The 27,000-nt window shown below is 55.6% G+C and carries 23 protein-coding genes; 13 read left to right on the plus strand and 10 right to left on the minus strand.

Annotation, left to right across the window (positions count from 1 at the left end):
- Positions 1-18: 18 nt before the first annotated feature.
- Together HNQ59_RS02890 and HNQ59_RS02895 are read left to right on the plus strand one after the other, a co-directional pair.
- Positions 19-702: a DapH/DapD/GlmU-related protein gene (locus HNQ59_RS02890; RefSeq protein WP_184034958.1), complete on the plus strand. Its 684-nt coding sequence runs from the start codon at positions 19-21 to the stop codon at positions 700-702.
- 239 nt (positions 703-941) lie between these two features.
- On the plus strand, positions 942-1,160 hold the full coding sequence (locus HNQ59_RS02895) for a DUF2061 domain-containing protein (RefSeq protein WP_184034960.1): 219 nt from the start codon (positions 942-944) through the stop codon (positions 1,158-1,160).
- Between the two features lie 188 nt (positions 1,161-1,348).
- Here the strand turns inward: HNQ59_RS02895 and HNQ59_RS02900 are convergent, their stop codons facing one another.
- Both HNQ59_RS02900 and HNQ59_RS02905 read right to left on the minus strand, forming a co-directional pair.
- Positions 1,349-2,119: a TlyA family RNA methyltransferase gene (locus HNQ59_RS02900; RefSeq protein WP_343074192.1), complete on the minus strand. Its 771-nt coding sequence runs from the start codon at positions 2,117-2,119 to the stop codon at positions 1,349-1,351.
- A 117-nt stretch (positions 2,120-2,236) separates the two neighbouring features.
- Positions 2,237-2,734: a Spy/CpxP family protein refolding chaperone gene (locus HNQ59_RS02905; RefSeq protein WP_184034962.1), complete on the minus strand. Its 498-nt coding sequence runs from the start codon at positions 2,732-2,734 to the stop codon at positions 2,237-2,239.
- A 460-nt stretch (positions 2,735-3,194) separates the two neighbouring features.
- Here HNQ59_RS02905 and sigJ point away from each other — a divergent pair, with 460 nt between their 5' ends.
- Positions 3,195-4,082, plus strand: a complete 888-nt coding sequence (gene sigJ / locus HNQ59_RS02910; protein ID WP_184034964.1) for an RNA polymerase sigma factor SigJ — start codon at positions 3,195-3,197, stop codon at positions 4,080-4,082.
- A gap of 157 nt (positions 4,083-4,239) precedes the next feature.
- On the opposite strand, the gene HNQ59_RS02915 is transcribed toward sigJ, so the two are convergent.
- A complete protein-coding gene (locus HNQ59_RS02915) occupies positions 4,240-4,494 on the minus strand; it encodes an HP1242/YdcH family protein (RefSeq protein ID WP_184034967.1) in 255 nt (84 codons plus the stop codon).
- Between the two features lie 350 nt (positions 4,495-4,844).
- On the opposite strand from HNQ59_RS02915, the gene HNQ59_RS02920 reads away from it, so the two are divergent.
- The 10 genes from HNQ59_RS02920 to HNQ59_RS02965 all read left to right on the plus strand — a co-directional run bounded on the left by HNQ59_RS02920 (position 4,845) and on the right by HNQ59_RS02965 (position 16,720).
- Positions 4,845-5,120, plus strand: coding sequence for a TIGR02647 family protein (locus HNQ59_RS02920; protein ID WP_343074193.1), 276 nt, complete (start codon positions 4,845-4,847; stop codon positions 5,118-5,120).
- A 179-nt stretch (positions 5,121-5,299) separates the two neighbouring features.
- Positions 5,300-7,267, plus strand: coding sequence for a TonB-dependent receptor plug domain-containing protein (locus HNQ59_RS02925; RefSeq protein WP_184034969.1), 1,968 nt, complete (start codon positions 5,300-5,302; stop codon positions 7,265-7,267).
- Positions 7,264-7,773 carry a YfiR family protein gene (locus tag HNQ59_RS02930; RefSeq protein WP_184034971.1) on the plus strand — a complete coding sequence of 170 codons (510 nt, stop codon included), beginning with the start codon at positions 7,264-7,266 and terminating at the stop codon, positions 7,771-7,773. The genes HNQ59_RS02925 and HNQ59_RS02930 overlap by 4 nt, the downstream gene beginning before the upstream one ends.
- 2 nt (positions 7,774-7,775) lie before the next feature.
- Entirely contained in the window at positions 7,776-9,839 is a 2,064-nt protein-coding gene (locus HNQ59_RS02935) for a bifunctional diguanylate cyclase/phosphodiesterase (RefSeq protein ID WP_184034973.1), read from the plus strand.
- Positions 9,840-9,952: 113 nt separating this feature from the next.
- Complete coding sequence (locus tag HNQ59_RS02940; protein ID WP_184034975.1) at positions 9,953-10,597, plus strand: glutathione S-transferase family protein; 645 nt, start codon at positions 9,953-9,955, stop codon at positions 10,595-10,597.
- Positions 10,598-10,961: 364 nt separating this feature from the next.
- Positions 10,962-12,125, plus strand: a complete 1,164-nt coding sequence (locus tag HNQ59_RS02945; RefSeq protein ID WP_184034977.1) for an imelysin family protein — start codon at positions 10,962-10,964, stop codon at positions 12,123-12,125.
- Positions 12,126-12,298: 173 nt separating this feature from the next.
- A complete protein-coding gene (locus HNQ59_RS02950; protein ID WP_246490825.1) occupies positions 12,299-13,693 on the plus strand; it encodes a di-heme oxidoreductase family protein in 1,395 nt (464 codons plus the stop codon).
- Positions 13,694-13,706: 13 nt separating this feature from the next.
- Positions 13,707-14,828 carry an imelysin family protein gene (locus HNQ59_RS02955; protein WP_184034980.1) on the plus strand — a complete coding sequence of 374 codons (1,122 nt, stop codon included), beginning with the start codon at positions 13,707-13,709 and terminating at the stop codon, positions 14,826-14,828.
- Positions 14,815-15,942, plus strand: coding sequence for a DUF1513 domain-containing protein (locus tag HNQ59_RS02960; RefSeq protein WP_184034982.1), 1,128 nt, complete (start codon positions 14,815-14,817; stop codon positions 15,940-15,942). The genes HNQ59_RS02955 and HNQ59_RS02960 overlap by 14 nt, the downstream gene beginning before the upstream one ends.
- A 223-nt stretch (positions 15,943-16,165) precedes the next feature.
- A complete protein-coding gene (locus HNQ59_RS02965; protein WP_184034984.1) occupies positions 16,166-16,720 on the plus strand; it encodes a DUF1415 domain-containing protein in 555 nt (184 codons plus the stop codon).
- Positions 16,721-16,781: 61 nt separating this feature from the next.
- Here the strand turns inward: HNQ59_RS02965 and HNQ59_RS02970 are convergent, their stop codons facing one another.
- From HNQ59_RS02970 to HNQ59_RS03000, 7 genes are all read right to left on the minus strand, one after another.
- Positions 16,782-17,177, minus strand: a complete 396-nt coding sequence (locus HNQ59_RS02970) for a GFA family protein (protein WP_184034986.1) — start codon at positions 17,175-17,177, stop codon at positions 16,782-16,784.
- Between the two features lie 18 nt (positions 17,178-17,195).
- Positions 17,196-18,464 carry an aspartate aminotransferase type Ic gene (locus tag HNQ59_RS02975; protein WP_184034989.1) on the minus strand — a complete coding sequence of 423 codons (1,269 nt, stop codon included), beginning with the start codon at positions 18,462-18,464 and terminating at the stop codon, positions 17,196-17,198.
- A gap of 467 nt (positions 18,465-18,931) precedes the next feature.
- Complete coding sequence (locus tag HNQ59_RS19560) at positions 18,932-19,873, minus strand: PEP-CTERM sorting domain-containing protein (protein WP_246490826.1); 942 nt, start codon at positions 19,871-19,873, stop codon at positions 18,932-18,934.
- A 344-nt stretch (positions 19,874-20,217) separates the two neighbouring features.
- Entirely contained in the window at positions 20,218-21,420 is a 1,203-nt protein-coding gene (locus HNQ59_RS02985) for a glycosyltransferase (protein WP_184034992.1), read from the minus strand.
- A gap of 12 nt (positions 21,421-21,432) precedes the next feature.
- Positions 21,433-23,412, minus strand: coding sequence for a ThiF family adenylyltransferase (locus tag HNQ59_RS02990; RefSeq protein ID WP_184034995.1), 1,980 nt, complete (start codon positions 23,410-23,412; stop codon positions 21,433-21,435).
- A gap of 1 nt (position 23,413) precedes the next feature.
- Positions 23,414-24,184, minus strand: coding sequence for an N-acyl amino acid synthase FeeM domain-containing protein (locus tag HNQ59_RS02995; protein WP_246490827.1), 771 nt, complete (start codon positions 24,182-24,184; stop codon positions 23,414-23,416).
- A gap of 194 nt (positions 24,185-24,378) precedes the next feature.
- The gene (locus tag HNQ59_RS03000; RefSeq protein ID WP_184034998.1) at positions 24,379-27,000 is read right to left on the minus strand and encodes a sensor domain-containing phosphodiesterase; all 2,622 of its coding nucleotides are present in this window, start codon (positions 26,998-27,000) and stop codon (positions 24,379-24,381) included.

Below are 27,000 nucleotides of genomic sequence, written 5' to 3' on the forward strand. Positions count from 1 at the left end.
ACCAAGTGAGGCTATTCAGTGCGTAAAATCACGGTATTGCAGATTTTGTGTTTTGTCAGCATGTTGACCATTGCCGTGGTGGCAGGGATTGCCACTGCGTATGGTCTGGCTTGGTGGGCAGGGTTGACCGATTTCAAGGGGGTGGCGGTTGTGGTGGGGGCGGTGGTATTCACTTACCTGTTCGCCATCATTGAACACCGCCTGTTTCTGTGGGTGCGGCCCTTGCCGGTAGGTGAGATTGGTGTAGGGAGCCCAGAAGAGGCTACCTACCATATCTATTTGCTGTTCTATCTGGTGCTGTTTTATTCGCTGACCCGAAGTGCAGTCGTACCGGTGCCCATCATGCGGTTGATCTATCAATTGTTAGGTGCCAGGTTGGGCGACAACAGTTACAGCTCTGGTGTGATTTTTGACCCGTGTTTTGTGACCGTTGGCAGCAATTGCATCCTGGGGCAGGGTAGCCTGATCATCCCGCATGCCATTGAGGGCATCAGCCTGTCGCATCAGCCTGTTCGTATGGGCGACAATGTCACGATCGGTGCCAATGCCGTCATTTTGCAAGGCTGTGTGATCGAAGACGGTGCCACGGTAGGGATCGGTGCTGTGGTGGCCAAAAACAGCCATATCAAAAAGGGTGAGATCTGGCTGGGCATCCCAGCCAAGCCCTATCAACCTAAATCGAATCCGAGCACGCCCGCCTGATTGCCAAGTTTGAGGTCGCGCCAAGTAGGGTGTGACCTCATCACCGGCGGCCCGAGGGATCAAGTTCCTTGCTGTACTTGCCTGATGACGCGCTATTGATGTGGGCTTGTCGGCAAACCGGGTGTCAGCTTTGAGTGATAGTTATAAGCAATCATCGAAAAACAAATAATAAATTTCATATATTACATGAGAATGACTATCATTTGATCATTCAATCACCACCGTAACCGGGAGCGATCATGATCAAGACCATCACATTTGCCATCTGCCATTTCACGGTCGCGTTTTCAGTGGCCTATCTGCTGACCGGCAATATTGGCGTCAGTAGCCTGTTGGCCTTGGTGGAGCCCATGGTCAATACCGTGGCCTATTATTTCCACGAAAAGGTGTGGGACAAGGTCAAGCGCAAGTCGGCAGATCAGCCAACGAGTCATGCGGGTCATGCCTGGTTGCATTGAGCGGCTGATTCGCCCGAACAGGTGAGCTGCCAATGAGGTGGTGCCGGTGCTGGAGATGACTTGCACAATGCTGCTGCGGTAGTGTGCTACACCGGTATGCAACGCGGGAGCCGGACCAACACAGGGTACGCACGGTCAGCAGAGCTGGTAAGCCCAGCAGTTGCGGGTATCACCACCACCGTGGATCGCTAGAGGGGCCTGCTCGCAAATACGAAAAACTCCCGGTTTCCATCTCCCCCTGTGATTGGGCTGTCGAAGTAGGCCAGGATGGTCAGCCCAAGCTGTTGGCAATGTTGGATGATCTTCTCTCTGACCCCGTCATACAGACTGGCATTCTTGACGATGCCGCCTTTTCCGAGGCCCTCTTTGCCGACTTCGAATTGGGGCTTGACCAGTGCCAATACATATCCTCCCTCAGCCAGACAACGCGTTGCGGCGGGCAGCACCAGCGTCAGTGAGATGAATGAAACATCGACGACAATCAGATCAACAGGGCGCTGCTGGGTGTGCGCCAGGACTGCATCTGAGGAAAGATGGCGTGCGTTGATGTTTTCCAGCAGGACAACCCGCTGATCGGCAGCCAGCCGGGGCGCCAATTGGCTATGTCCGACATCGACACCGATCACCCGACTGGCACCGGCTTGCAGCAGGCAATCTGTAAAGCCACCGGTGGAAATGCCAACATCCAATACGACCATGTTGGTGACATCCAGGCCAGCTGCCGTCAGTGCGCCTTGCATTTTCAGGCCACCGCGCGAGACGTAGCGATCAGCCTCGTCAGGGATGATTTCGATGTCGCAGTCGATGAATACTTTTTGGCTGGGTTTGCTGATGGTGCGCCGTTGGTCATGTTCGATGAGAACGACGCGTTGCTGGTCGATCAGATTTTGTGCAGCAGTGCGGGAGGCGGCGATCTGGCGTTCTACCAGAAGTAAGTCGGCGCGGATCAGGTTGCTCATGGTGGTCTTGCGGTCGGGCGGTGGATTCAGGTAAACAACTCAGCTGCCATTATCGCAAAAAAAACCGGCACAGCGTGCCGGTACCCAATGAGGGAGAGCATCGAACAAGGAGACGGATTACGAATTCGGGTGGTGATCGTCCTGTGAGCGGTGTTTGCCTTTATTGGCCCAAACTTGTTTGAGCAGATTGCTGACTTGTTCCTTCTGCGCCGCCGTCAAGCTGGCATAGACATTCAGCCATGCCTTACGGACGCCGTCATGGGCGGTGTCCATGTTGTTGCGCATGGTTTCACCTGCTGCATCCAATTTGGCCAGGTCGATGATGGTTTCCTTGGATTGGGCATCCATCAGTGCACGCATTTTCTGATGCTGCGCTTTCATTTGCTCGCGCAGCTCGCCGCTGGCTTTTTCTGCCGTCTGCCAGAGCGCTTGCTGTTCGGCGCTGAGGTTCAACTTATCCTTGGCTTTGCCCAGCATATGCCACACCATGCCTGCATGGGGGCCGCCATCACGCGGGGCACCTTGATGTGGGCCACCTGGGCTGGCGAAGGCGCTACCGGTCATCGCAGTAATGAGGGAAGTGATCAGTAGACTACGTTTGAGCATGGATGACATGGCTGGCTCCTGTGTTTGGGCTGTCGATGGCGTGACTGTACGCCCGAGTTGCAACGCATTCATGTCGTGAAGGGTTGATTTGTAACAATTTATGCAGAATGCTGGGGCGTGAACGGTGAAATTTACAAATTCACCGATCTGACTGTTACCGCGCTCCGCTGGTTGTTTCTGCTCGATGCTGTTGGCGCGATCTCATAGCAGCATACGGGGCCGGGTATTGATGCATATTGTCATGGCAGAATCTTGCTGCAGCAGGCGATCCGCTGCGGAAAGCAAAATGCGGTCATCAGCACATGCTGGATGAGACATGTCCCCCGCTCTTGTGCCAAGCACGGCAGTGCCTCCTGTCTGCCTCGTGGGGGCGTAGTCATCGAATCTCTTGGGGTGGGCCATGGAGTAAAGCTGTTGTACAAGGTGATCTCACTGATAGGATGGGTGCTCGCTCTGCGAGCAAGACAAGATGGACTTCATGTTGGAACAGACCACACACCTTCAAACCTTTCTGGCTGAACAATCACGGCTGCGACGCTTGGCCTACCGCATGCTTGGAGACATCACGTCGGCGGATGATGCAGTGCAGGATGCCTATCTTCGTTGGCACGGCATGGCGTTGTCCGAGATCGTCAATCCACAAGCCTGGCTGGTGACAACGGTTTCTCGGCTGTGTCTTGACCACCTGCGGGCGAGGCAGCCGGACCGACTCGACTACTATGGCGAGTGGCTGCCAACACCGGTCGATGGTGATGTGGCGCTTGGCGCAGACCCGGCGTATGGCCTGGAGCGGGCGTCCGATATCTCCCTGGCGCTGCTGGTGCTGCTGGAGCAGTTGTCAGCCGAGGAGCGGGTGGCCTTCATCATGCAGGAGGTGTTTGATCACGACTATCGGATGATCGCGCAAGTCATGGACAGATCGGAGGCAGCCTGCCGACAACTGGTGCGGCGTGCCAGGCAGCGCTTGGTTGCCCGGCAGCAGCGCTTCCAGGCAGATCCCGGCCAGCGGCGGGCTGTATTGGCGGGCTTCGTAGCGGCCCTGGCTCAGGGTGATCTGAAAGCGTTGTTGGCAACCTTATCACCGGAAGTCGAGCTTCGGTCAGATGGCGGTGGGGTGGTCAAGGCGGCCAGCAAGCCGGTATTCGGGAGTAGAGCTGTCTCACGCCTGCTATTGGGTATTCGACGGGTGATCCCACCGACGATACGGTTTTCACCGGCATGGATCAATGAAGAGCCTGCCCTGGTCGGACGTTGCGCCGATCATGTCTCACACGTCTTGAGCTTTGCCATTGATGAACGCGGCATCGGCGGGATATACCTGATCAACAATCCAGCCAAACTGGTGGGGGTGCGCTGATCATGGCGCTGTTGACAGAGCCGATAGGCCCACCGGGCCAAGGTCAGGCCACCACCTCAGGTGTCATACAGGGCCGCCTCAGCGGAGGGTGGTGGATTGCCCCATGCGGGCCGTGAATCCGTGCCAAACCCTGTTGGCACGGATTGTCTGTGGTTGATCAGACCGGGTCGGCAGCGGTAGTGCGCAACATCTGGTATAACTCATCCTTCAAACTGAGCCGTTGTCGTTTCAAGCCATCCAGCGTGGCGTCTGACACTGGCACGTCTTCACTTTCCAGGCGGCAGATCTCCTTATCAATGTCCTGATACTCGACAAACCGACGCGCAAAGTGGGCATCCTGCGCCTTCAGCTGATGGATTTCTGCTTTGAATTCGGGAAATTCCTTGGCCAGATCATGGTGTTCAATATGCATGGTGCCTCCAGTGTTATGGGCTTAACAGAGCGTCATCCTTGAGATCATCCTATGTGCCCTGTGGCCGATTGACGTTGATATGCATCAAACACTCTGCCATGGCGCATCCCGGTTGCTATAGTGAAACGGTAGCATGCTTGGTGCTGGTTGCAACGCACCAGGCGTGGCGTGCTGGCCAGCTTTTTATCAACATCTGTTTTGCACCGGCTTGGTCTCTGTTGACTGGCTCCTGCGCCCGTTATACGGTGCTCATGACACGCGGCTTTAACCTCAAAACAGACTGGGCGTGGGCGGGAAGCCATGCCAACAGAACTTGATCGTGCAAAATACATCCTGATCTGGGAGGATCAATGCAGAAAATCGATATGGATCGACATCAAGAGTTGGAGCTGCTGGCTCGTTTTTCGCTGGCATCGCGGTTGCAAGGCATCAAGCTGGGGGCAGAGGCACAGGATAGCTTGGTCAGCGCGGCGCAACGATTGCACCAGAAAGGCCTGATCAGCGAACCCGATGGCGGTTATCTGACAGAGGAAGGGTTCCAGCTTGCTGAATCGTTGCAACGCGTGCTCGCTGTACTGGATACCGCTGCTGTCGGCGCGGTGGCAAGTCATGAGCTGATTGAATAAATGCATCCTGAACTGTCGATGGGCCATGAGGCTGCATCGACAGCGCCTGGGTGGCCGTGTGGTGTGCTTTGGGTGATCAGCTTGGCTGGTATGGGGTGCCCTGCCCGTCATCCTGTGCTTAACTGGTTATATTAGGTAAGGTTGATGGCTGTGTATCATTTGGATCTGAGGGAGAGTCAATGCTGTCACTGATTGGGTTCCAAAGTAAGCGGCGGCGACAATGGAAGGGAATCGGCGCGCTGAGCCTGCTACTGGTGGGGAGCGCCTGTGCGGAAGATCTGCTGGAGCAACCGCTGGAGCAACTGCTGGATACCGAGGTGATCAGTGCGACCCGTTTCGCGCGCCAGATCACCGATGCGGCATCGGCGGTTTCCGTGCTGAATGCCGAGGACATTCGCAATCATGGCTGGCGCACTTTGTCAGAGGTGCTCGATCACATGCGGGGCATGCAGATCAGCCATGGCCTTTTCTACCCGATTGTCGGGGCACGGGGCATCGGTGGGGCGGGGGAGTTCGCAGGCAGGGTATTGATGTTGGTCAATGGCATCCCGGTCAATGACAACATATTCGAACAGGTATTCCTCGGCCATGATGCCGTGCTGGACGTCGCATTGATCGATCGCATTGAATATGCACCGGGTGGGGGCTCTGCGCTATATGGGCACAATGCGTTTCTGGGTGTTGTCAATATTGTCACCAAAGCTGGGCGTGATATCGATGGCGGAGAGGGGGAGGTGCTCGCTGGACAGCATCTGGAAAGGCAAGTACGGTTGAGCCTGGGTGATCGTTCCAAGGATGGTGGGGAATGGCTGGCATCCATCACGGCCCATCAAAATGATGGTATGCCTGTGCGGGAAGTAGGGGCATTGCGGGAAAACTGGCGGGCGGATGCCTACCAGTTCGCTTTTCTCGGCAAATGGAAAGGGTTGAATTGGCAGTGGCTCAGCGCCAGGCGATCTGTGCAGGATAATTCGGAATTTACATCAGGGAATTTTGCAGATGCCAATCATGTGTTGGCATTGGGCTATGATGCCGAGCCGACACCCGACTCCCGTCTTTCTACCAGGCTGTATGGCGGCGCCTATCGATATCGCTTCGCGTTGCGAGACAACTATCTCCACTATGGTGGTAGTTGGTGGACCATCGATACGCAGTTTGCCTACACAGGCTTCAAGGGGCACCGCTTGACAGTTGGCGCACGGTATCGGCTGGACCCTCAAATTGAGTTTAAAACTTATGATGGCAGCGAGACTGATAATACCTTGGCAGCGCATGGCAGCACCAAGCGTGCCTCGTTCGGCGTATCAGTCGAAGATGAAATCACCTTGTTTGATGGCTGGACAACGACACTGGGTTTGCGTGCAGAGCGACGGGTTGGACAAAATCCGGGGTTGATCGTGATACCAGGGTATTATCCAGAGGAATTGGTGAAGTCCCTTCGGCAGCCAACGCCTATGCGTACCCTGTTCAATCCGCGTGTGGCAGTGGTTGGCAACCCACTTCCAGGGTGGACGGTCAAGCTGTCCCGTGGGGTCAGTCTGCGTCTGCCATCGCCGTACTTGGAGGGTGACCGGAACATCGATCCATCTCACCCCGAGCGTTTGCGCTCAGACGAAGGCAATGTGGAATACAAGCGCGGCACTATGCGCTGGCTTGGCTCGGCCTATCATTTCCGCCTGCTCGACCCGTTGAGTAGCGGCGGTACAGGTGCCTCACAGGTGGATGGGAGAGGTTTCGAGCTGGAAGGGGAATACCAGTGGCGCGGCATTCGAATGCGGGCGAGCAAGACTTGGCAACATACACAGGTGAACACCGATGAGGGATTGCTGAATTCTCCTCATTCAGTTGTGAAGGCCATGCTCTCCGTCCCATTGAATGGCGAACATCTGCGGGCGAGCGTGGCGATCCGGCGCACCAGCCCTTATAGGGGGTGGATAAGCAATCGCGAAATAAATACGATCCCGGCTCGTACCACCATTGATTTGACCTTTCTGGCGAAGAAGCTGATTGGGCCGCTCGACTTGACGGTGGCTTGGCGGGATGTGACCGACCGGCGGTACGAAGCGGCGCATCCCTTCAATTTATCGGACGAGGAATCAAAGGGTACTCGCCATCTGTGGGTGGCTATTTCCGGAGCATGGCGATGAAGCGCATGTTGTGGCTATTGCTGGTCGGTTGCTTGGCTACCTCGTTACGGGCGGGAACGGATGAGCATTCTCTCAAGGTGGCCTATCTGTATAATTTCATCCAATTCACGCAGTGGCCAACCATGCCGGCTGATCAAGCCTTCCAGCTGTGCGTGCTTGGCAGTACACCGCTGGATACGGCATTGGATGGCCTGGAAGGCAAGCAGGTACTCAATGGTATGCGTATCAAGGTGCGCCACATTCTGCCGAAGGATGTTGATACCTGCCATGCCCTGTATGTGGATGACAGCCAGCGCAAATTGGCAGAACAGGTATTGACCCGATTATCCAATGCACCCGTGTTGACAGTGACGGATGCAGATGGACTGGCAGATCGGGGAGCAATGATCGAGATACGCAAGCGCGATCTGAAATTGGGCTTCGAAGTCAACCTGGCACAGGCCAAACGCGCTAAACTCAACTTCAGTTCTCGTATGCTTAAACTGGCTCTGTTTGTGTCGGAGTAAAATTGAAGGAACCACCAACGCTGCACCCACCTATCCGTAAGCAGATCATTTCGATTGGTTTGTGGTTGACTGGTTGCACTTTGCTGGCTTTGGCGGCGCTCATGACCGTCTTGCAGCTTTACGAGCTGCGGCAGCGTGTGGTGGCAGAGCTGACGACCCAAGCCAGGATTGTCAGCGCCAACAGCACGGCAGCCATTCTCTTCAGCAATCCGCAAGAAGCCAGCGAAATACTTGGTTCACTCAAGGAAGCCCCGCAGATCGTGCAGGCCAAGATCATCCTGCCGGATGGAACCGAATTGGCCAAGTACCGACGTGCTTCATCCGATACGCCCTGTTATGAGTTGACCCAGGCCAAGGGCGAACGGATGGACTTCAACTTGTGTGGGATTGCCATCTTCCAACCCATTACCTTGCATGGCGAACGGGTCGGCATGCTGGGGATGGAGCAAGAGCTGTCTGATGTCTACCAGAAGCTGGCCATCCAGCTGGGCATTGGCATGGTGCTGGCGGGGCTGGCTTTCGGAGGTGCGGTCAGGATCTGGCGCGCACTATCGACTCGGTTGGCTCAACCCTTGGTTGATCTGGTGCAGGTGACACAACAAGTCAAAGAGACGCAGAATTTCAGCCTGCGGGCCTATGGCAGCGGTAGTGCAGAGGCCCATGCTCTGGCGGACAGTTTCAATGCCATGATGGATCAGCTGGAGCTGCGCGACAGCATGTTGCACCGGGAGCTTGGCCAGCGCAGGCAGGCCGAGCGGCGACTGAATGACCTGGCTTATATCGACAGTGTCACCGGTTTGCACAACCGTCACTTCTTCATGGAGCGCATTGTCTCGGTCGTGGCCGAAGCAGATCGCACCAAACAAAGTTGTGCCTTGCTGTTCATCGACCTGGATGGCTTCAAGCAGATCAATGACACATTGGGTCATGACTGTGGGGACGAATTACTGAGACAGGTCGGGCAGCGGCTGATCCAAGCCCTGCGAAGCGATGACATCATCTGTCGCATGGGGGGGGATGAATTCACCATCATCATCGATGGTGTGCGGAACCCGTCCCAGGCCGAGATGATCGGCACCAAAGTGCTGACTGCGATTGGGGAGCCATACAACTTACATGGCCGGACTGGCCATGTATCAGGCAGTATCGGCGTATGCCTGTATCCTGATCTGGCTGACGATGTGGCGAGCCTGCTGCGCTACGCTGACAGCGCCATGTACGAGGCCAAGAACAGCGGCAAGAACGCCCTGCGGATGTATTCGCCCAAGCAGGATGCCCACCTTGGGCGTCGCGAGCAACTGTCCAGAGATCTGCATCTGGCACTGGAGCCGTTGCCACAGTTCTGGTTGGCGTATCAACCCAAAGTCTATTTATCCAACGGGAACATCGTTGGCTTTGAGGCGCTGTTACGCTGGCGTCACCCCGTGCTGGGTGAGATCAGCCCTGGGGAATTCATCGAGCTGGCGGAATCCAGCCACGTCATTTTACAGATCGGGCAATGGGTGCTGCGCGAAGCGGCCCGCCAGTTGCTGATCTGGCGGGAGCAGTGGCCCCACCTGCAGATGAGCGTGAATATCTCCGCACGGCAGTTGGCGGAGGATCACAGCATCAACCAACTGTGTGAGATTCTGGCTGAAACAGGCCTGCCACCAGGGGTGATTGAGCTTGAATTGACCGAAACGCTGATGGTGGATCGATCAATCGCCATCCTCGACCGTCTGAATCGCTTGCGGGTTGCCGGGTTCAGCCTGTCCATCGACGACTTTGGCACAGGCTATTCCTCACTGGCCTATCTGGACAGCTTCCCGATCACCGGCCTGAAAATCGACCGCGCATTTGTCACGGCCTTGGCCGCACACACCCATGGCATGGCGATTGCCAGCGCCATCATGGCAATCGGGAATGCATTGGATCTGCAAGTGGTGGCCGAAGGCGTGGAAACCCAGGTACAGGCCGATGCATTGGCCGCACTGGGCTGTCTGTATGCGCAAGGATATCTGTATGGAAAACCGTTGCCTGTCGAAGCGGCAACCCTTCGCCTGCAGGAAGTGGAAGTGGGCCAATGATGCCAGGGCGCAGTCAGTGAGCGCGGCTCAAGGGATGTGGGATGGCCATGCTGAATTCAGTTGGAAATCCTCTGTTTATGCATAACTCGATTCTTCTCAATTTTGGAGGCCATATGGGCATCACCCTTTACGCCGGCTCCGGCTCCCCATTTGTCTGGCGTGTCTGGTTGGCGTTGGAATACAAACAATTGCCCTATGCGCTGAAAATGCTGAGCTTTTCCGAGGGCGATACCAAAAAGCCCGAATTCAAGGCGCTGAACCCGCGCGGCAAAGTCCCCACACTGACCGATGGCGAATTTGTGCTGTGGGAATCCACCGCCATCCTCAATTACCTCGATGACGCCTACGGCGGGCCAAAGCTGTTTCCTGGCGATGCCAAGCAGCGGGCCCGCATCCGCAGGCTGCAGGCGGAGGTGGACAATTACTTTGGTTATGCGGTGGATGCCGTCTGGGACGAGTTGATTTGGAAGGAATCTGGCGCGGATCAGGCAAAGGTCGATGAGGGGCTGGGACAGATGAAAGCCGAGCTGGCTTACTTTGAAACGCAGATGTCGAGGGAGTTTCTCGCTGGCGAGTTGAGCGCTGCGGATTTCACGCTGTATTCGATACTGGCCTACGTACTGCGTGTGGAATCAAAACGCCTGCCGCAGCTGGGTATGGCTGCCACCCTGGGCCCGAAGCTGAAAGCCTGGATGGCGCGGATCGAAGCGCTGCCTTTCTTTGATAAAACCTACCCGCCGCATTGGCGTGAAAGCTGAGCATCAGTCGTGACCGCGCTGCACATGCAGGGCGGCATCCAGCATCAACTCTCGGTGGGCTCCACCAGGGCCCACCTCCCATCTGCATGATTGGCGCCGCCAAAGCGTAGTCGGTGCCGCACTTCCAGGCTGTTTTCCCAAGCAGATATGCCATCTTGCGCCCTGATCAAAGGGCATGGTCAGCGCCACTTTGCTTACATGCAAGTTGCTTGTGGGCAGGGGATGCGAAGTATTCCTGTTTGCTAAATATTTTGAGAATTATTATCATCTTTGTTTCGGAAGACTATTGTGCCTTTTCAAGATGAGCCCGCCCATACCCGGCGGAGCGGATTGGGGCACGCTGACAATCAAAAGAGGAAAACCCATGCTGCGACCCCGTCACGCTTTCCCGATGCTGGCTCTCATCGCCACCTTGGCTGCCTCCCCGGCAATGGCAGCAGTTGATACGGCAGCTGTCGTGAACAACTATGCCGATATCGTCCATGCCAATTATGAAGATGCATTGATCAAGGCAAAGGCCTTGCAAACGGCGGTGGAAGGACTGATTGCCCAGCCTTCGAAAGAGAGCCTGGAAGTCGCACGGCAAGCATGGCTGGCTGCTCGTGAGCCCTATGGGCAGACTGAGGCTTTCCGCTTCTATGGCGGCCCGATCGATGACGCAAAAGACGTGGAAGGCCGCCTGAACTCCTGGCCGTTGGATGAAGCCTATATCGATGCTGTCAAAGGCAAGCCCAACAGTGGTTTGATCAACAATGCCAAAGCGCCATTGAACATCGAGCGCTTGATCAAATTGAATGCCAAAGGTGGCGAGGCCAATGTCTCCACCGGCTATCATGCAATCGAGTTTCTGCTCTGGGGACAGGATTTCAACCCCAAGGGAGCGGGTGATCGCAGCTATACTGACTTCGTCGATGGGCAAGGGAAAAATGCAGATCGTCGCCGCCAATATCTGAAATTGGTGACCGACCAAGTGGTTGCCGATCTGGACTACCTGGCTGGTCAATGGAAAGCAGATGCTGACAATTACCGTAGTGCGTTTCTGAAAGACAAGCCAGAAGCCAATCTGCGCAAGATGCTGACTGGTATGGCGATTCTGTCCAGTGCTGAACTGGCCGGCGAGCGCATGCAGGTTGCGCTGGATAATCAAGACCAGGAAGACGAGCACAGCTGCTTTTCGGACAATACCCATCGCGACATCGTCAACAACGCATTGGGTATTCGCAATGTGTTGATGGGTGAATACAAGCGCGTGGATGGCTCTGTGGTCAAAGGCCCATCCATCAAGGATCTGGTGGCCGAGAAAAACAATGCACTGGCCGATAAACTGGCTTTGGATTTCAATGCCAGCGTACAAGCCGCAGAATCGATCCAGGCCCCGTTTGATCAGGAGATCATTGGCAAGAAGGACGCACCAGGCCGCAAGCGGGTATCAGCGACCATTGGCGCACTGAAAAAGCAGACTCAGACATTGGTTGAGGCTGCGCGTGCCTTGGGCATCAAAAAGCTGTCGGTTGATTTGCCTAAATAACAGAGGCAGGGGTGTGCTGAATCATTGCCATCCATGGTGATGAGCAGATAGCCCCGACAAGCCGACATTTCAACACGAGAAACGCCACCTGCCAGTTTGCGGGTGGTGTTTGCATTTTGGAGACAGGCGGCACACGTCTGCTGAGGAGCAAGGTCAAGGCTATGATGTTTCGAATGAATCGAGTGTTCTGGGCGGTGATTTCCGCCACCGCCGTGTTGGGGTTGGTGACGGGGGCCACCCAAATCGACTGGACAAAACCCGAGCCAGATGAGGAGCTGTCGGGTGGGGCAACCACGGTGCATGAAACCAACCGGCGTGCCTTTTCCTTACCTGCAGCCAATATGAATCTGGATCGTCGCGCCGATTTTGCAGTCGGCCATGCTTTTTTCAATATGCCCTGGGTGGAGGCGCCCTCCAGCACGCAAGCCAGAGATGGTCTAGGCCCGCATTTCATCGGCAGATCGTGTACCGCCTGCCACAGTAGCGATGGTCGTGCAGCACCGCCCGAGGCCGGTGAGCAACCGATGGGGCTGTTGTTCCGGTTGTCGATCCCCGGCAAGGGGCCGCATGGCGAGCCTAAACCTGAGCCGACCTATGGTGGGCAATTCAACAACCAAGCCATTGATGGGGTAAAGCCGGAGGGGTTGATCGAGATCAGCTACCAACCTGTACCGGACAAGTTCCCAGATGGTGAGGCATACACCTTGCTCAAGCCGACCTACCAGTTCACTGAGTTGGGTTATGGCCCGATGCATTCCAAGACGCAATTCAGCCCTCGGATTGCCCAGCAGGTGATCGGATTGGGGCTGCTGGAGGCGATTCCTGAAAAAGACATCCTGTCGCGGGCTGACCCGGCTGATCGGGACAACGATGGTGTGTCTGGCCGCGCCAATTATGTATGGAATGCCATCACCCAACGTAAATCCCTTGGGCGCTTCGGCTGGAAGGCCAATACTCCGTCCGTGGCCCACCAGACGGCTGGGGCAGCCAATGGCGATATCGGTATCACTTCACGCCACTTTCCGGCAGAGGAGTGCATGCCGTCACAAAAAGACTGTCACCAGGCCCCACGGGGTGGCAAGCCGGAAATCAATGATAAGAATATGGCTTCGCTAGTGTTCTACACCCAAACGCTGGCGGTGCCCGCCCGGCGCGATGTCGATTCCCCGCAGGTATTGCGCGGCAAGCAATTGTTCCATCAAGCACAATGCGCAGCCTGCCATGTACCACAGCACACCACTGGGTTGGTGAAAGGCTTGCCGGAGCTGTCCAAGCAGACCATCCGCCCCTTTACGGATTTATTGCTGCACGATATGGGTGAGGGGCTGGCCGATAATCGCCCGGATTTCGAGGCGGATGGTCGGGAGTGGCGAACCCCGCCGTTATGGGGCATTGGGCTGTTCCAATCGGTCAATGGCCACACACGCTATCTGCACGATGGCCGGGCGCGTAATGTGAGCGAAGCCATTTTGTGGCATGGCGGCGAGGCCACCAAGGCACAACAGGCGTATTTGAACATGCCCAAGATCGACCGCGAGGCACTGGTGGCCTTCCTCAATTCGCTATAAAAGAGTCATCAACATGCAGCACTTCGCCCCTCACCTTGCTCAAGCCCGTGCGCTCTGCGTGGCGATATGTCTGGCCATGGCGACCGCCCAGGCGGCAGATAGCGAGGCCTCGCCACCAGAGGCCATGCCGAAGTCCGCATGGCTGGCTGAGCTGGCAGACAGGACACTGCCAAGTATGCAGCAGGCCTTGACGGATCAGGCAGGCCAGCTGCTGGCTACCACACAACAGACTTGCTCTGCGCCCAATCAGGCTTCGCTGGGTAAGCTGCGAAAGGCTTGGTTGCAAACGGCGCGTGCCTGGGCTGCGATGGAGGTGTTCCAGATCGGTCCTGTCATCGAGCGGCGCACCGCCCGCCAGATCAACGGTTGGCCAGTACGAATGAAGCTGCTCCAGCCGTTGCTGGAGGGGGGCGAGCTGGGCCCGAACCGTATCGACCGCACCGGGAGTGCTGGCAAAGGGCTCCCTGCCATGGAGTATCTGCTGCACCCGGATAGACAAACCGATGCGGCTGTTATCAGGTCGTTGAAAGGGCGGCATTGCCAAGTGCTGATGGCGCTTGCGGATGGTGTCCTGCGCGAAGCAAAGGGCATTCAGCAGGATTGGCGTGGGCCAGATGGCGGGTTTGCCCGGCAGCTGCGTCAAGCCGGGCAATTGCAGGAGGGCGCCTTTGCCAGTGATACCCAGGCGTTGGGCGATGTCGTCAATCTGCTGATCGCAGGCATTGACTATGTGCGACTACGTAAGCTGGAAAAGCCGCTTGAGAAAAGCAGCGACGAGGTGGCGCTGGATCGGCTCGAAGCGTGGCGAAGTGATGCTTCGCTGGCCTTGATGGAGGCTAATCTGGCTGGATTCGAGCAAGTCTTCTTCGGCGGGCGGGCGGGCCGCGTCGGCCTGGATGACTACTTGCTGGGGATCGAAAAACCGGTGCTGGTCAGGCGCGTGCGCGAGCAGCTCGACACGGCCCGAGCTGCGCTCCGATCGATCGGCATGCCTATGAGCCAAGCCCTGACCGCAGTGCCCGAGCGCGTCAAGGCAGCCCAACAGGCGGTCCGGCAGCTGCAACGATTGCTGGAAAACGACTTGGCTGAAGCCTTGCAAGTGGATTTGAGTTTCAACGCCAATGATGGAGACTGAACCTGTCGCACCGCTCCTCAACCGGCGCGGCTTTCTGCGCTATGCCTTGGCTTTGCTGAGCGGCCCTGCGTGGGCGCAGACGGGTGATCAGGCTGGGCCTCGGTTGTTGGCGCCTGTCAGTTGCAAGGGAAAACACTATCTGGCAGTGTCGGATGACCCGACCGCTGCACCTAGGCTGATTCCAACACCGATGCGGGGGCACGCGTTGTTGCTGGATGCGCGCCACCCTGATGAAGTCCTGATGATTGCCCGCCGGCCCGGCACCCTGGCGGTGCGGGTCAGCCTGCAGGCTGGAAGCGTCATCCAGACCTGGGATGCTGGCGAGGATCGACATTTCTTCGGCCATGCTTGTCTGTCGGCAGATGGTCGATACATTTTCGTGGCAGAGAACAACATCGAGACTGGGCAAGGCGTGATCAGTGTCCGCGATGGCCGCAGCTTTGCCGTGTTGCAGGAGTACCCTTCTCATGGCATCGGCCCGCATGAATTGCTGCTGCTGCCTGATGGCCACACCCTGGCTGTAGCCAATGGCGGTGTCTCGACGCTCCCTGAAACGGGTCGTGTCAAACTCAACCGTGGTCGATTTGACTCGAATCTTGCCTATGTGGACAGTCGAAATGGCCGCTTGATCGATAGGCAGCCTGTCATGATGCCCCAATTGAGCCTGAGGCACCTGGCTTTGGCCGCAGATGGCACTGTGGCCGCCGCTTTGCAATACGAAGGTGATCGCCAACAAGCAGGAGTGCCGTTGGTGGCGATTCATCGGCCCGGCAAATCTATGATGCTTGCCCATGCCCCGCAAGCAGCATGGGATGCCATGCACCACTATGCCGCATCGATTGCTTATGATGCACATGACCGGCTGTTCGTGATCAGCTGCCCGCTTGGCAATCAATTGGCGTATTGGAGTGTGAATGGCGACTTTGTCGGCATGATGGAGATACCCAAAGTGTCTGGCATTGCGTTCACGAAAAAAGGCGGCTATGCCAGCAATGAGCACGGTGCCCTGCTGGCGCTGGATCTGTCACAGCCTGCGGCGCAGGCGGTACAGCAGCAGGTAGGGTGGATGTGGGACAACCATTTGTACCCGGGGACAGCTGACCCCGGTGCATGACCGTTGCTGGATGAGGTGCGCACAGATCCGCCATTGCCACTCCCCAGCGGTACATCCGGCGTGCAGTCTTTTGCTGCCATATGGCGCAGACATGAGCCCGAGCAGCCTTGAGCAATACGTGGGGGCAATGTGTGGGGGGATAGGGAAGCCCGGCCCGGGTATAATCTCCACAGGCCCGCAGTGGATGAGGTGATCGCAGCATCCTGCCGGGCAAGGAATCTGCATGAATCAAGCACAAATCATCCAAGAAACCCGCGAGTGGCTGGAAAAGGCCGTCATTGGCCTGAATCTGTGTCCTTTTGCCAAATCGGTCTATGTCAAGAATCAGGTGCGCATTGTCGTCAGCCAGGCCAGGCATCTGGATGCATTTTTAGAGGAATTGGACCGGGAGCTCCTGCTGTTGGCTGAGGCAGACCCCGCTGAGATCGATACGACCTTATTGATCCACCCGACGTTATGGCCGGATTTCGAGACATTCAACGACTGCCTCGACTTGGCAGATCAGGCACTGGCCGATCATGCATTGGAAGGCATCCTGCAGATTGCGAGTTTCCACCCGCATTTCCAGTTTGCGGATACCGAGCCTGACGATATCACCAACTACACCAATCGCTCGCCCTATCCGACGTTGCATTTGCTGCGGGAAGAGAGTATCGCGCGTGCGGTTGAGGCCTTTCCCGATGCCGCCATGATCTACGAGCGGAATATGGAAACCCTGACTAAGCTGGGCTTGGCCGGCTGGCTGGCATTGGGTCTGAGTGACCCGGCGAAGAAATAGTAAAGCCGGGCATGACCCGGCCATCTATTGCACGATAGATCTGGTTTAGCTGTTGGTGGCCTTACGGCAGGTGTTCGATTTCGATGGGCATCTGCACCCATGGGGGCATCCGCTCTTCATAAATAGATACCGATGGTGCCGGAAAAGCGGGGTCGGCAAATGCGCCGACAGGAATGCCGATTATGCCTTCATGCCCGGCCATGGTGTAGAAGACGGTCGCACCACATTCCGGGCAAAACCGGAATGTGATGTGTGTGCCTTCGTTGCCAATACGTACCCACTCTTGAAAACGGCCATCGATTTCCACCGCACTCCGTTCGAAGCGTGCCTGCACGCCAAACACGCTCCCTGTCCGACGCTGGCAGGTCAGACAGTGGCAGACCGTAACACGTATTGGTTCACCTTGAACATGGGCTTGCAGCTGACCACAGCTGCAAGTGGCGTGCCGGTAGGTCATCTTTGCACCTTCCCGTGATCAGGCTGACTCGGCGGCGGCCAGCAATACGCACAGCGCCACACCCTCCGCAGCCTGGCTGATTTCCTCCAGATCGGGGAAGCTTGGGGCAATACGGATATTGCGGTCTTCAGGGTCCTTGTTATAAGGGAAGGTAGCACCGGCAGGGGTCAGTACGATGCCGGCCTCCTTGGCAAGTTGCACAACACGCTTGGCGAGGCCAGCCGGTACATCCAGGCTGATGAAATAACCACCTTGCGGCAGAGTCCAATGGGCAATCCCCCATTCGCCTAGTTCTCGTTGGAAAATCTCAATGACCTTATCGAATTTGGGTTTCAGAATCGCCGCATGTCTGTCCATCAACGCTGCCAGCCCAGCTTCATCTTTCAGGAAACGGACATGGCGCAACTGGTTGATCTTATCCGAGCCAATGGTGCGTTGATTCATGCGGGCTAACAGCCATTTGACGTTGGCGGGCGAGCTGCCGAATACGGCCAGACCTGCACCCGCCAACGTGATCTTGGAGGTTGAGGAAAACACATACGCCCGATTGGGGTGACCATGCTGCGCGCAACGCTCGATGATATTGGCGATCTCGGCAGCTTTGCCATCCAGGTGGTGAACCGCATAGGCATTGTCCCAAAACAGACGGAAGTCAGGTGCTGCTGTCTTCATGGCCGCCAGGCGCTCAATCACTTGGTCGGAATAGACAGTGCCGGTCGGGTTGCTGTACTTGGGCACGCACCACATACCTTTGATGGTCGGATCGCTGGCAACCAGCTTTTCCACCACATCCATGTCCGGGCCATCTTCCTTCAATGGCACATTGATCATTTTGATGCCGAATTCTTCACAAATCGCAAAGTGGCGGTCATAACCCGGCACGGGGCACAAAAAGGTTGTCTGGCTGGCAACCCAAGGCCCCTGGCTGTCACATGTGCCTTTGAGCAGACCAAAGGCAACACAGTCATGCATCAACGCCAAACTTGAGTTGTCACCAATAATGATCTGATCCGCCGGGACACCGAGTACGCCGGTAAACAATTGGCGCGCCTCCGCCAGCCCTTGCAAACCACCGTAATTACGACAATCCGTACCATCTTTTGCTGTGAAATCCGCCCCGCCCGGCAGGCTCATCAACTCGGCAGGCAGATCCAGCTGGTCAGAGGCCGGCTTGCCACGAGCCATATTCAACGTGAGTCCTGCTGCTTTCAACGCGGCATAACGAGTCTGTAATTGATCACGCATGGCATGGAGTTCCGACAGGCGAGGGGTGGGCGTAGCGGCCATTTGTATTACCTTTCTAGGATGGAGCAAGGGATTGGGCTGTCATATCGAATGACAGAGCCATCTCAACAAAATCGTCAGGGTGTAATGATAAGCAGGCGAAGCATGGTTCTCAAGCAACAGAAACCCTGTGATCTGCGCCATGCTGTTGGCTTGCTTGTTGAGCTTTGCAAATGCGCCCATTGATCTGGTCTGGAATGATTCCAAAACCAGATGATCTGGATCGGGTCTCGGAGCCATCCAGCACCAAACTTCACCTGATGGGATTGGTGGCAATCCCCCGCCACCTGATTGCAGGACGGGATCGTCATGCAACAGTCTGGACTTGGCTGACATCAATCAGGGCAACGCAGTGTGGTGACGGCGCGTCTAACGTATCGAATGCCTGCGCCGTAAACAAAAAAGAAACCCCACATCGTGGGGTTTCTTTTCGTAGGCTATATGCTGCCGATATCGGTCAGCACGAAACCTTACTTGGTCTTACGGCGACGAGCACCTAAACCCAACGCACCCAGGCCCAGTCCAAGCAACGCAAGCGAAGCAGGTTCAGGAACTGCTGCCACGTTGAATGTATTGTTGCCATCGGCCAAGGTGTGGAAGTCACATACCTTGTTAGGGTCAGTAGTGCCGCAGAATGCACCATTCATCGTGCCATTCCCACCATATACCGGTGTCTGGCCAACAACAGAGTCAGATGGGTTGATCGAGTTGAACGGGGAGCGCAGATTGGAGTTGAACTCCATCCCGATCTTCAGCGACTTGATATCTGACAGGAAGAAGCTGGGGTCAGTGAAATCCACTTTTACTGACAGTTCCGAGCTACCAGTTGTTTGGTGGGAATTCACACCGCCGTCATCATCGCCATCATCCAGCTTTTGATCCAGACCTTGTGCCGGGAAATCCGAAGGCCTACGGATGGTGTTGTTGGTTATGTTGGCTGTTTGACTAACAACAGTACCTTCCAGAATCTTGGTGCCATCGCCGTAGTTCAGGCCAGTTTTGTCATTGGCATTTTTGTCGCCAAAGAAAATACGGAGCCAGCTGGGCTTGGTTTTATCAAGATCAAACACCGCCGTCGCGCTACCTACACCTGCACCACTCTGCCAGAAAGATGCCTGGATGGTGAATTCTTTGCCTGGAGGGGCAAAGAATGTATTGCCGCCAAACTTCAGTACAGCCAGGGAAGCCTGGTATACCAGTTGGCTTGATGTGCCATCAGGCAAGGGTGCAAAGTTACCAACCGAACCGATTGACAGGGCATTGCCAGGCAACCAGTCGAATGTGTCGATCAGCTGAGGAGCAAAAGCACCGCCAGCTCCGTCCATGTCAAACATAATGGCATTGGCTGCAAACGCACCGCTGGAGAGCGTCATGCCAGCAACAATACCCAGTGCCAGTTTCTTGAGTTTCATCATCAACTCCTTGGAGTAGTTTAAGTGTTCTTCAGAGGAATTAGCATTCTCTTGCCATTGTATTAAGCAAGCAGTATGCCAATGCCTTTTGTTGTGCGTAAGTTATTGAAAATGAATAAATTAAAAAATATGCGTAGCTGTGTGTGATAGCGGTTGTAAAAAATGCCGACAAACGGATATATAAAATCTATTGGAATGCTCCACCTCTTTGCTTTGATTTATTTGTCATTTCTCGGTGGTGGGTAAGTGCTGACGCGGATGAGGTGGAAGGATAGGCGTGAGCTTGCCGCAGAGGGTGTAAAGCTGCGTGACAAGTGGCATCGGATGCAGGGCTGAAGTGCGCTTTATAGTGATTCGATCAGGTCGATCAGAGCTTGGGCTGGATTGGATTGGGCAATGTGCTGTTGCAATGCGGTTGCTTTTGCCGCGAAGCTGGGGCTTTGCAGGATATGCTGCGCAGTGGCGGCGATTTCACGGGTGGTGTGTTTACCACTGCGGATCAATGTCCCGACCCCGGCGGCTTGTACCAGAGACATGTTGAGGTATTGATCCAGATTGATCGGCAGGCCAATGATGGGCCGCCCGGCAGCCAGGGCTTGGTAGCATGTTGGGCTGCCACCATTACAGATGACCAGGGATGCTAGTTTGACGGCTTGATCACCCGGCAGGAAGTCAGCGACAAACTCGTTGCTGGCCAAATGTTTTAGCTCAACGCGCCCAGCCGTTGCCGCGATGACGGTGACCGGCATGCCATCCAATGTATCGAGCACCTCTGGCAACAGTCTGCCATGGCCTGAGCTGCCCAGATTGACATAGACGATGGGTTTGTCGATGGGGATGTCATCCCACCAACGCGGTGTCGGTACGTTTGGTGCCCATTGCACGGGGCCGATGAAGCGGTGATGGTTGGGGAGATTGTGGGTGGATACCAGCTGTGGCAGATCGGAGTACAGGGTGTAGTCGGCCAGGGTATAGGCCATGCGGAGATCCCGTTGGGATTGAGGCAGGCCAAAGTGTGCCAGCATGCGGTTGATTGGCTTGGCATGTTGGGCAAAGGCAATGGGGCGAAAGCAGTCAAAACAGATTTGAGCCAGCGGCACGCCCAGCATGCGAGTCAGCGGTATGTCGGGTACCAAGTAGCGGATATTGGCGTAGGGGCTCCAGTAGGCGTTGGTCACAGAAAGGTAGGGGATATTTTCCAGCCGCGCGCTGGCAGCCAATGACAACCGGAAATCGCCGACCACCACGTCAGGTTTGTATGCCTGTAACAGCTTCCTGTCTTCTTCCACATATTGAATCAGGTCTTGTGCCTGATAGATGGGCTGCCCTTTATCTAGTGCGTTGAAGAACTGTTGGCTGGGGATGGTGTGAATGTCTTGGAGGGCGACAGAGGTCGTGCCGATGGCTTTTGCATAGCGAGGGTCGCAAGCCACCTGTGTTTCATAGCGCTCGGTTGGCAGGGCTTGTGCGAGTGAAAGCATCCTGCCCACATGAGCAAGCGTGACTGCTTCTGCAATGAACAGTACCTTTTTACGACGGTTTGGCATGCTGAACGGTGGCTATGATGACTTTGGTGGCTGATAAATCAGTTTAGCCAATGGGAGCCGTGTTGATCGGGCAATTGCAACCGGGCCTGCGCCTATGCGCCCAACGAAAACAGCTTGTCGCAAGGTCTGTTCGCTGATCAGCGTGATGAATCGTTGCCTGAGTCGTTGTGCTTGAGACCACAGGCTGGCCTCGGTGGAGAATCGTTTGTCCTGTTGCACGTACCAGCTGAAGATCAGCGGGGTCATCTCTGGCTGGAGCTGCAGGCCCAATTGCGTGGCCGTCAGCCAGAAGCGCTGTAGGGCTCGCCCTGCTTCGATATAGTCATCCACTGTTTTCGGCTCCTGTTGGGCCGTCAGCACGAAGTGGGCACCACAGGCCAAGCCAGGAATCAGATCCAGCTGGATGCGAGGCAGCCAGGTTCCGGCAAGGTAGGTGTTGAGGAATTTGACACGAGACCAGCTCTGCATGGCCCAGCGCATCAGTTTCAGACCGACCGGGTCCAGCCCGACGGCTTGATCAGGCAGGCGGTCTTCACTGAATTGGGCATCCCATTCGATGATGGCCTTGTGGACATGATAGGCCTCTGGCATGGTCAGGCGTATTTTTGCATTCTGAAACAGTAGCTTGGCCATTTCCCAGCGAGTGCTGCGGCCTTCCAGCCAGGTGATGTTGAATTGGTCGCCTACCGCCTGTTTGAGCAGTTGTTTTTCCTGCGCTGTCAGTGGGCGGGTCTGGAGCGGCCTGCGCTGCACTGTGCGAAGCTGGATGAAATCATACAGCTTGTTTGGCTTGATATTGGTGTCGGGCGTGAAACGAACATCGAAGGTGGGCTCGGTCTCGTTGCTGGCATGGCCTCTGCGCTGATAGGAGACACCCAGGCCAAAATGAGCAGCCGCGATGTGGATGTTTTCGATCAGCGCACCGATTGAAATCTGGCTAGGGCGCCCGTCCACATCGTAGACTACATGGTCCCGCGTGTCGGCGCCGTGGATGACAACATGCTGATCATCCACGATCTCGAAGCGCCATACCTGTGTGTTGTCGCCACTGGGTGCCCAGCGGGCCAAATCCAATATCTTCTCGATGACGCGTAATGGTTGTTCTGTTTGTGTGGCCTTGGTGATCTGTGTCAGTTGCTTGCCGAGCATCTTCCGCCCGATGGCGAGCTTGAGCCGTTGCATGGGGTTGTTGTTGCCCCATGGGATATAAGTGCGGACCAAGGTGTTGGCATAGGCATCGAAATGCAGACCATAAGGTGCGGTGACTACTTCACCCCGGTTGAGCAGGATCTTCAGTGCCTGGGTGGCGGCGACACCAGAGCATAGCTGGCAGGCCATGATGGTGGACGGGCCTTTTTTCAGATCCAGCCGAATCCGGCTTGGGTCAACCAGATAGCGCATGTGCAATCGGGCGGGGGCCAGCCCCATCAGGAAACGCAATCCCTGCTCGAAATCGTCATGACCTTCCATGCGGAAATATTCTTCAAAGGTCATGCTGCCCGGCAAAAAGGCCAGAAAGGCCGTCCCCATGCCAAGCGGCGCCGCAGTGATGGCCGGGATGCCTTTGGCAGCGCAGGCTTTGAACATTTTCTTGCGTGCTTCAAATGCAAAGAAATCCAGGCTATCGATATAGAGATCCACGCCTTCCAAAAAGCTGTCCAGATTGTGATCGTCGATCCCTTCTGGGAACAGGCGGATATCAAGTTGTGGATTGATATCACAAGCCATGTCACGCAAGACCTCCACCTTGGGTTTCCCCAGCGTGGACATCATGGCGCCAGCTTGGCGGTTGAAATTGGCAACGTCGAAGCGGTCGAAGTCCGACAGGTTGAACGCACCAATACCCAGCCGTGACATGGTCAGCAGGTGTACTCCACCGACCCCGCCCATGCCAGCGATGGCAACTCTCTTGCTCCTTAGCAGGGCTTGCTCGGACTGGGTGACCCAGCCGATGTTGCGTGAAAAAGCTTCATCGTAATCAAATAAGGACATATCAGCCTTGGGAGTCCATCATGATCAGACGGTTGGTGATCCCTTCTTCCTCTGCGGGTGAGAAGAAGTATGGATAGAAAGATTTCTCGGTGCTGGCCAGCTCGGGCTTGCCGCCAAAGTGGCGCACCAAGGAATGCAGATGGTCGAGGTCGATCCCCATCAGGACCGCAGGTGCATTGACACGGTGGTTCAAGCGCTCCTCGCCGATCTGGGTGAAATCCAGCATTCGCTCATAGAACTTTACATGGCGCGGGTTGACCTCAATCATGATGTCCGTTGCTTTGCGGATGTTACGGGCGAAGATGGTGGCAATATGGAACAGCGATGCCAGAACCCGCTTTGACTTGACCTCGCCATCGACGGCCAGTTTGATGAATTCGCAGACCCGGCGCTCCTTGGCGCGCATTTTGTCCAATTCATCTTTATAAAGCTGATCAACCAGCAGGCCGATCTCTGAGTCGAAATTGATGCTGATGGTGCCAATGGTATGTTCACCATCACCTGCAACCAGCGTGATGCGATTGGGATCGGCAGACAGTGCCGATGTTGAATATCCACGCCAGGAATACATCTTATTGATCAGCATGCTGGCTGAGCTGCGCTGGCCAGCATCGTCAGCCAAGCGAATTTTGAATTCTTTTTTCTTCATTGCTAATTCTTGCGTGTCGGCGGTTTCCGGCAGTTCATCGCACAACGCACGTACATTGTGCCCATATTCAAATGGAACACCGATGATGGTATTGGGTGAATCAAACTGATTGGTGGCGACCATGACTGCAATCCTAGAGCACGTCGTTCGGAGCATGAAAATAGGTTATATATGCCTGATTTTCGAACTATAGACGGTAAATCTGCACCACGCCGATGTGGCATTAGACTACAGATGTTAGCTCCAAAGATAGCTTATTACATAATTCATATTCAATGGAGAACTAATGATGGGTGATGATTTCGGCATATTTTTAATCAGCTGGAAACAGATACACCATTGACCAATAAGGTATAACACTCAGATGCCGAGATTGGAGGGCTGAAGTAATGGCCTTGCAATTTTTTGACGCCCAGACCCTGCAGAAAACTGGCCGTGGTGGATTTTTCTACGCCTTCAACAACGATTTCGAGGCATAACGCTTGTGCCATTTGTACGATGGCCAATACGATCCTACGCCCTTCTTCGGTATGTAGCCGGGAGGTGAAGGAATTATCGATTTTGAGGATGTCCACTGGCATTTCATGCAGCTGGGAGAGGGACGAATATCCTGTACCAAAATCATCGATGGCGATTTTGAAGCCTGCCTGCGACAATGCCTTCAAATGCACCATTTGCTGCGAATAGTCTGTCAGTGCGACGCTTTCGGTGATTTCAATCTCGATATCTTGTGGTTTGAGCCCATGGCTGATCAACAAGGTCTGGAGCCGTGAAGAAAATTCAGGTGAAAACAGCTGCGCACGTGAAACGTTGATCGCCATCCGTTGGTGTAGGCCAAGACGTCGCCATTGCTGTAAGACACCAAAGGCCTGCTTCATGACTTGTTCGCCCAGCTCACGGATCAGCCCAAGCCGTTCTGCGATCGGGATGAATACTTGGGGATTGATCCAGCCGGTCTGCCCATCGTGCCACCGGGTCAGCGCCTCGACTTCGGTGACTTGGCCGGTTTGCGCATTGATGATCGGCTGAAAATAGACTTCCAGTTTGTCGTGTTCGATCGCGTTGGACAGCCGCGCCTGCAGTGCAACCTGCTCTCGGGATGCCGCACGTAGATGGACTACGTCGGAATAGAACTGCACATTGTTGCGGCCAATCGACTTGGCATAGAACATGGTGCTGTCTGCGGCGGACATCAGTGACTCTTCGTCTTCCGCGTCATCTGGGAAAACGGCAAAGCCGATGCTGATGGTTGATTTGGTTTCCAGCCCATCAATGAAAACACCGGCACGGGCGATCTCACGAAGTCGTTCAGCAATATTGCGCAACGGTACGAGGTTGGGTAGATCCGGAATCAGCGCTACGAATTCATCGCCCCCCCAGCGGGCCAGGGTATCGATATCACGCAAAACCGAGCGCAGTTGGCGGCCCAGATTGACCAGAACGCTGTCTCCTGCTGAGTGTCCGAAGGTATCGTTGATCTGTTTGAAATGGTCGAGGTCGATGAATCCAAGCGCAACTTTCAGATTGTTGCGGCGGGCCCGGATCAGCGCCTGATGCAGGTGATCGTCAAGCAGAATACGATTGGGCAATTGGGTCAGCGCGTCATACAGCGCAAGCTGTGTGATGTGGCGCTCATGCTGATACGCCGTCGTGATGTCCCGCAAGACACCCCGTACCCCGATGATTTCTCCTTCCGGGCTGCGGTGTGCAAGCAATTTGGCTTCGATCCAGGTGCCTTCATTGCCTGGCCTGGGCATGCGGAATCGGACGGATTGCGTCGTGAGATCACCGTCGGCCAGCATGTCGATGGCAGCTTGCAATTTGTCACGATCTTCTTGTGGGACAAAATGAGTCAGCGCATATCCATAGTCTGCCTCAATGGCATCCGCCTCAATGGCTCTGAATTTGGCCCAGGGCAGTGTGGTTTTCAGCAGCGCCCCTGCGGGTGACAGATCAATGATCGCTTCTTCGAGCAGGCTCAAGGTTTCCAGCAAGGTCTTTTGCGCGGCTTCCTCTTGCATCAAGTGGGTGACATCCCGCACCTGAGCCACAATGTTGTGAGAGCCGCCATCCGCTGCGGGAACCACGTAGAGTCGGGCGATGAAGTAGGTATAACCAGCCAGCAATGGCACAGAGAAGCGGACTGTCTCGCTGTTGCCATTTTTGAACAGTTTTGATGCCGTGCGCAGGCAGGAGCTGGCCATTTCTGCGGGCAATGCTTCTTGCAGGGTTTTTCCGGTCAGCTCGTGGCTGGGGATCGCAGGATGGCTTGACCAAGTGTTGACGATCACGTTACGTGCGTCGAACTCGAACACCATGTCATCGGATACCCCTACCAGTGCTTCCAGTCTACGCTGGTTGGCAATCGAGGCGCGCTGTGCTTTACGCTGGGTCAGCGCCATGGCCAGATCATTCGCCACGGCGGACAGCACGCGCAATTCAACGCTATGCCATGCCTGTCTTTCGCGCTTACCGGAAAAAAGCAGAAAGCCTTCCAGCTCGCCTGATACCAACAACGGAACGGCCACCAAGCCTGCCAGGTGGTGGGTCTTCAGCAAGAGATGGATGGAGGGAGGCAGGTCTTCACCATTGCGGACGAAAATCATGCCTACCTGCAAGGCGTCATTCATCTCAGGCACTTCGAGTAGGGAAAATGCTTTCAGATGATCGAATGCCTTGTCGAGTGCAGGTGTTGCACACCAACCACAGAGCAGCTGGGCATTGCACAGCAAGGAAGGGTCGCGGTGGTACAGATAGATCTGGCAAGCGTCGCTACGGGTGGCGAGCGCCAATTGACGGACAATGTCCGTAAAGCTGTCGTCATCCGTGCTGTCGAGCAATTGTGAGGTAACGGCATCCAACGCACTGAGGTAAGACTCGTACAAGCCGAGCAATGCACCTTGTGCGATGTCGGAAACGGCACCTTTTCTCGTTCCCAT

This window comes from Chitinivorax tropicus, from assembly GCF_014202905.1.
GTDB classification, from domain to species: domain Bacteria; phylum Pseudomonadota; class Gammaproteobacteria; order Burkholderiales; family SCOH01; genus Chitinivorax; species Chitinivorax tropicus.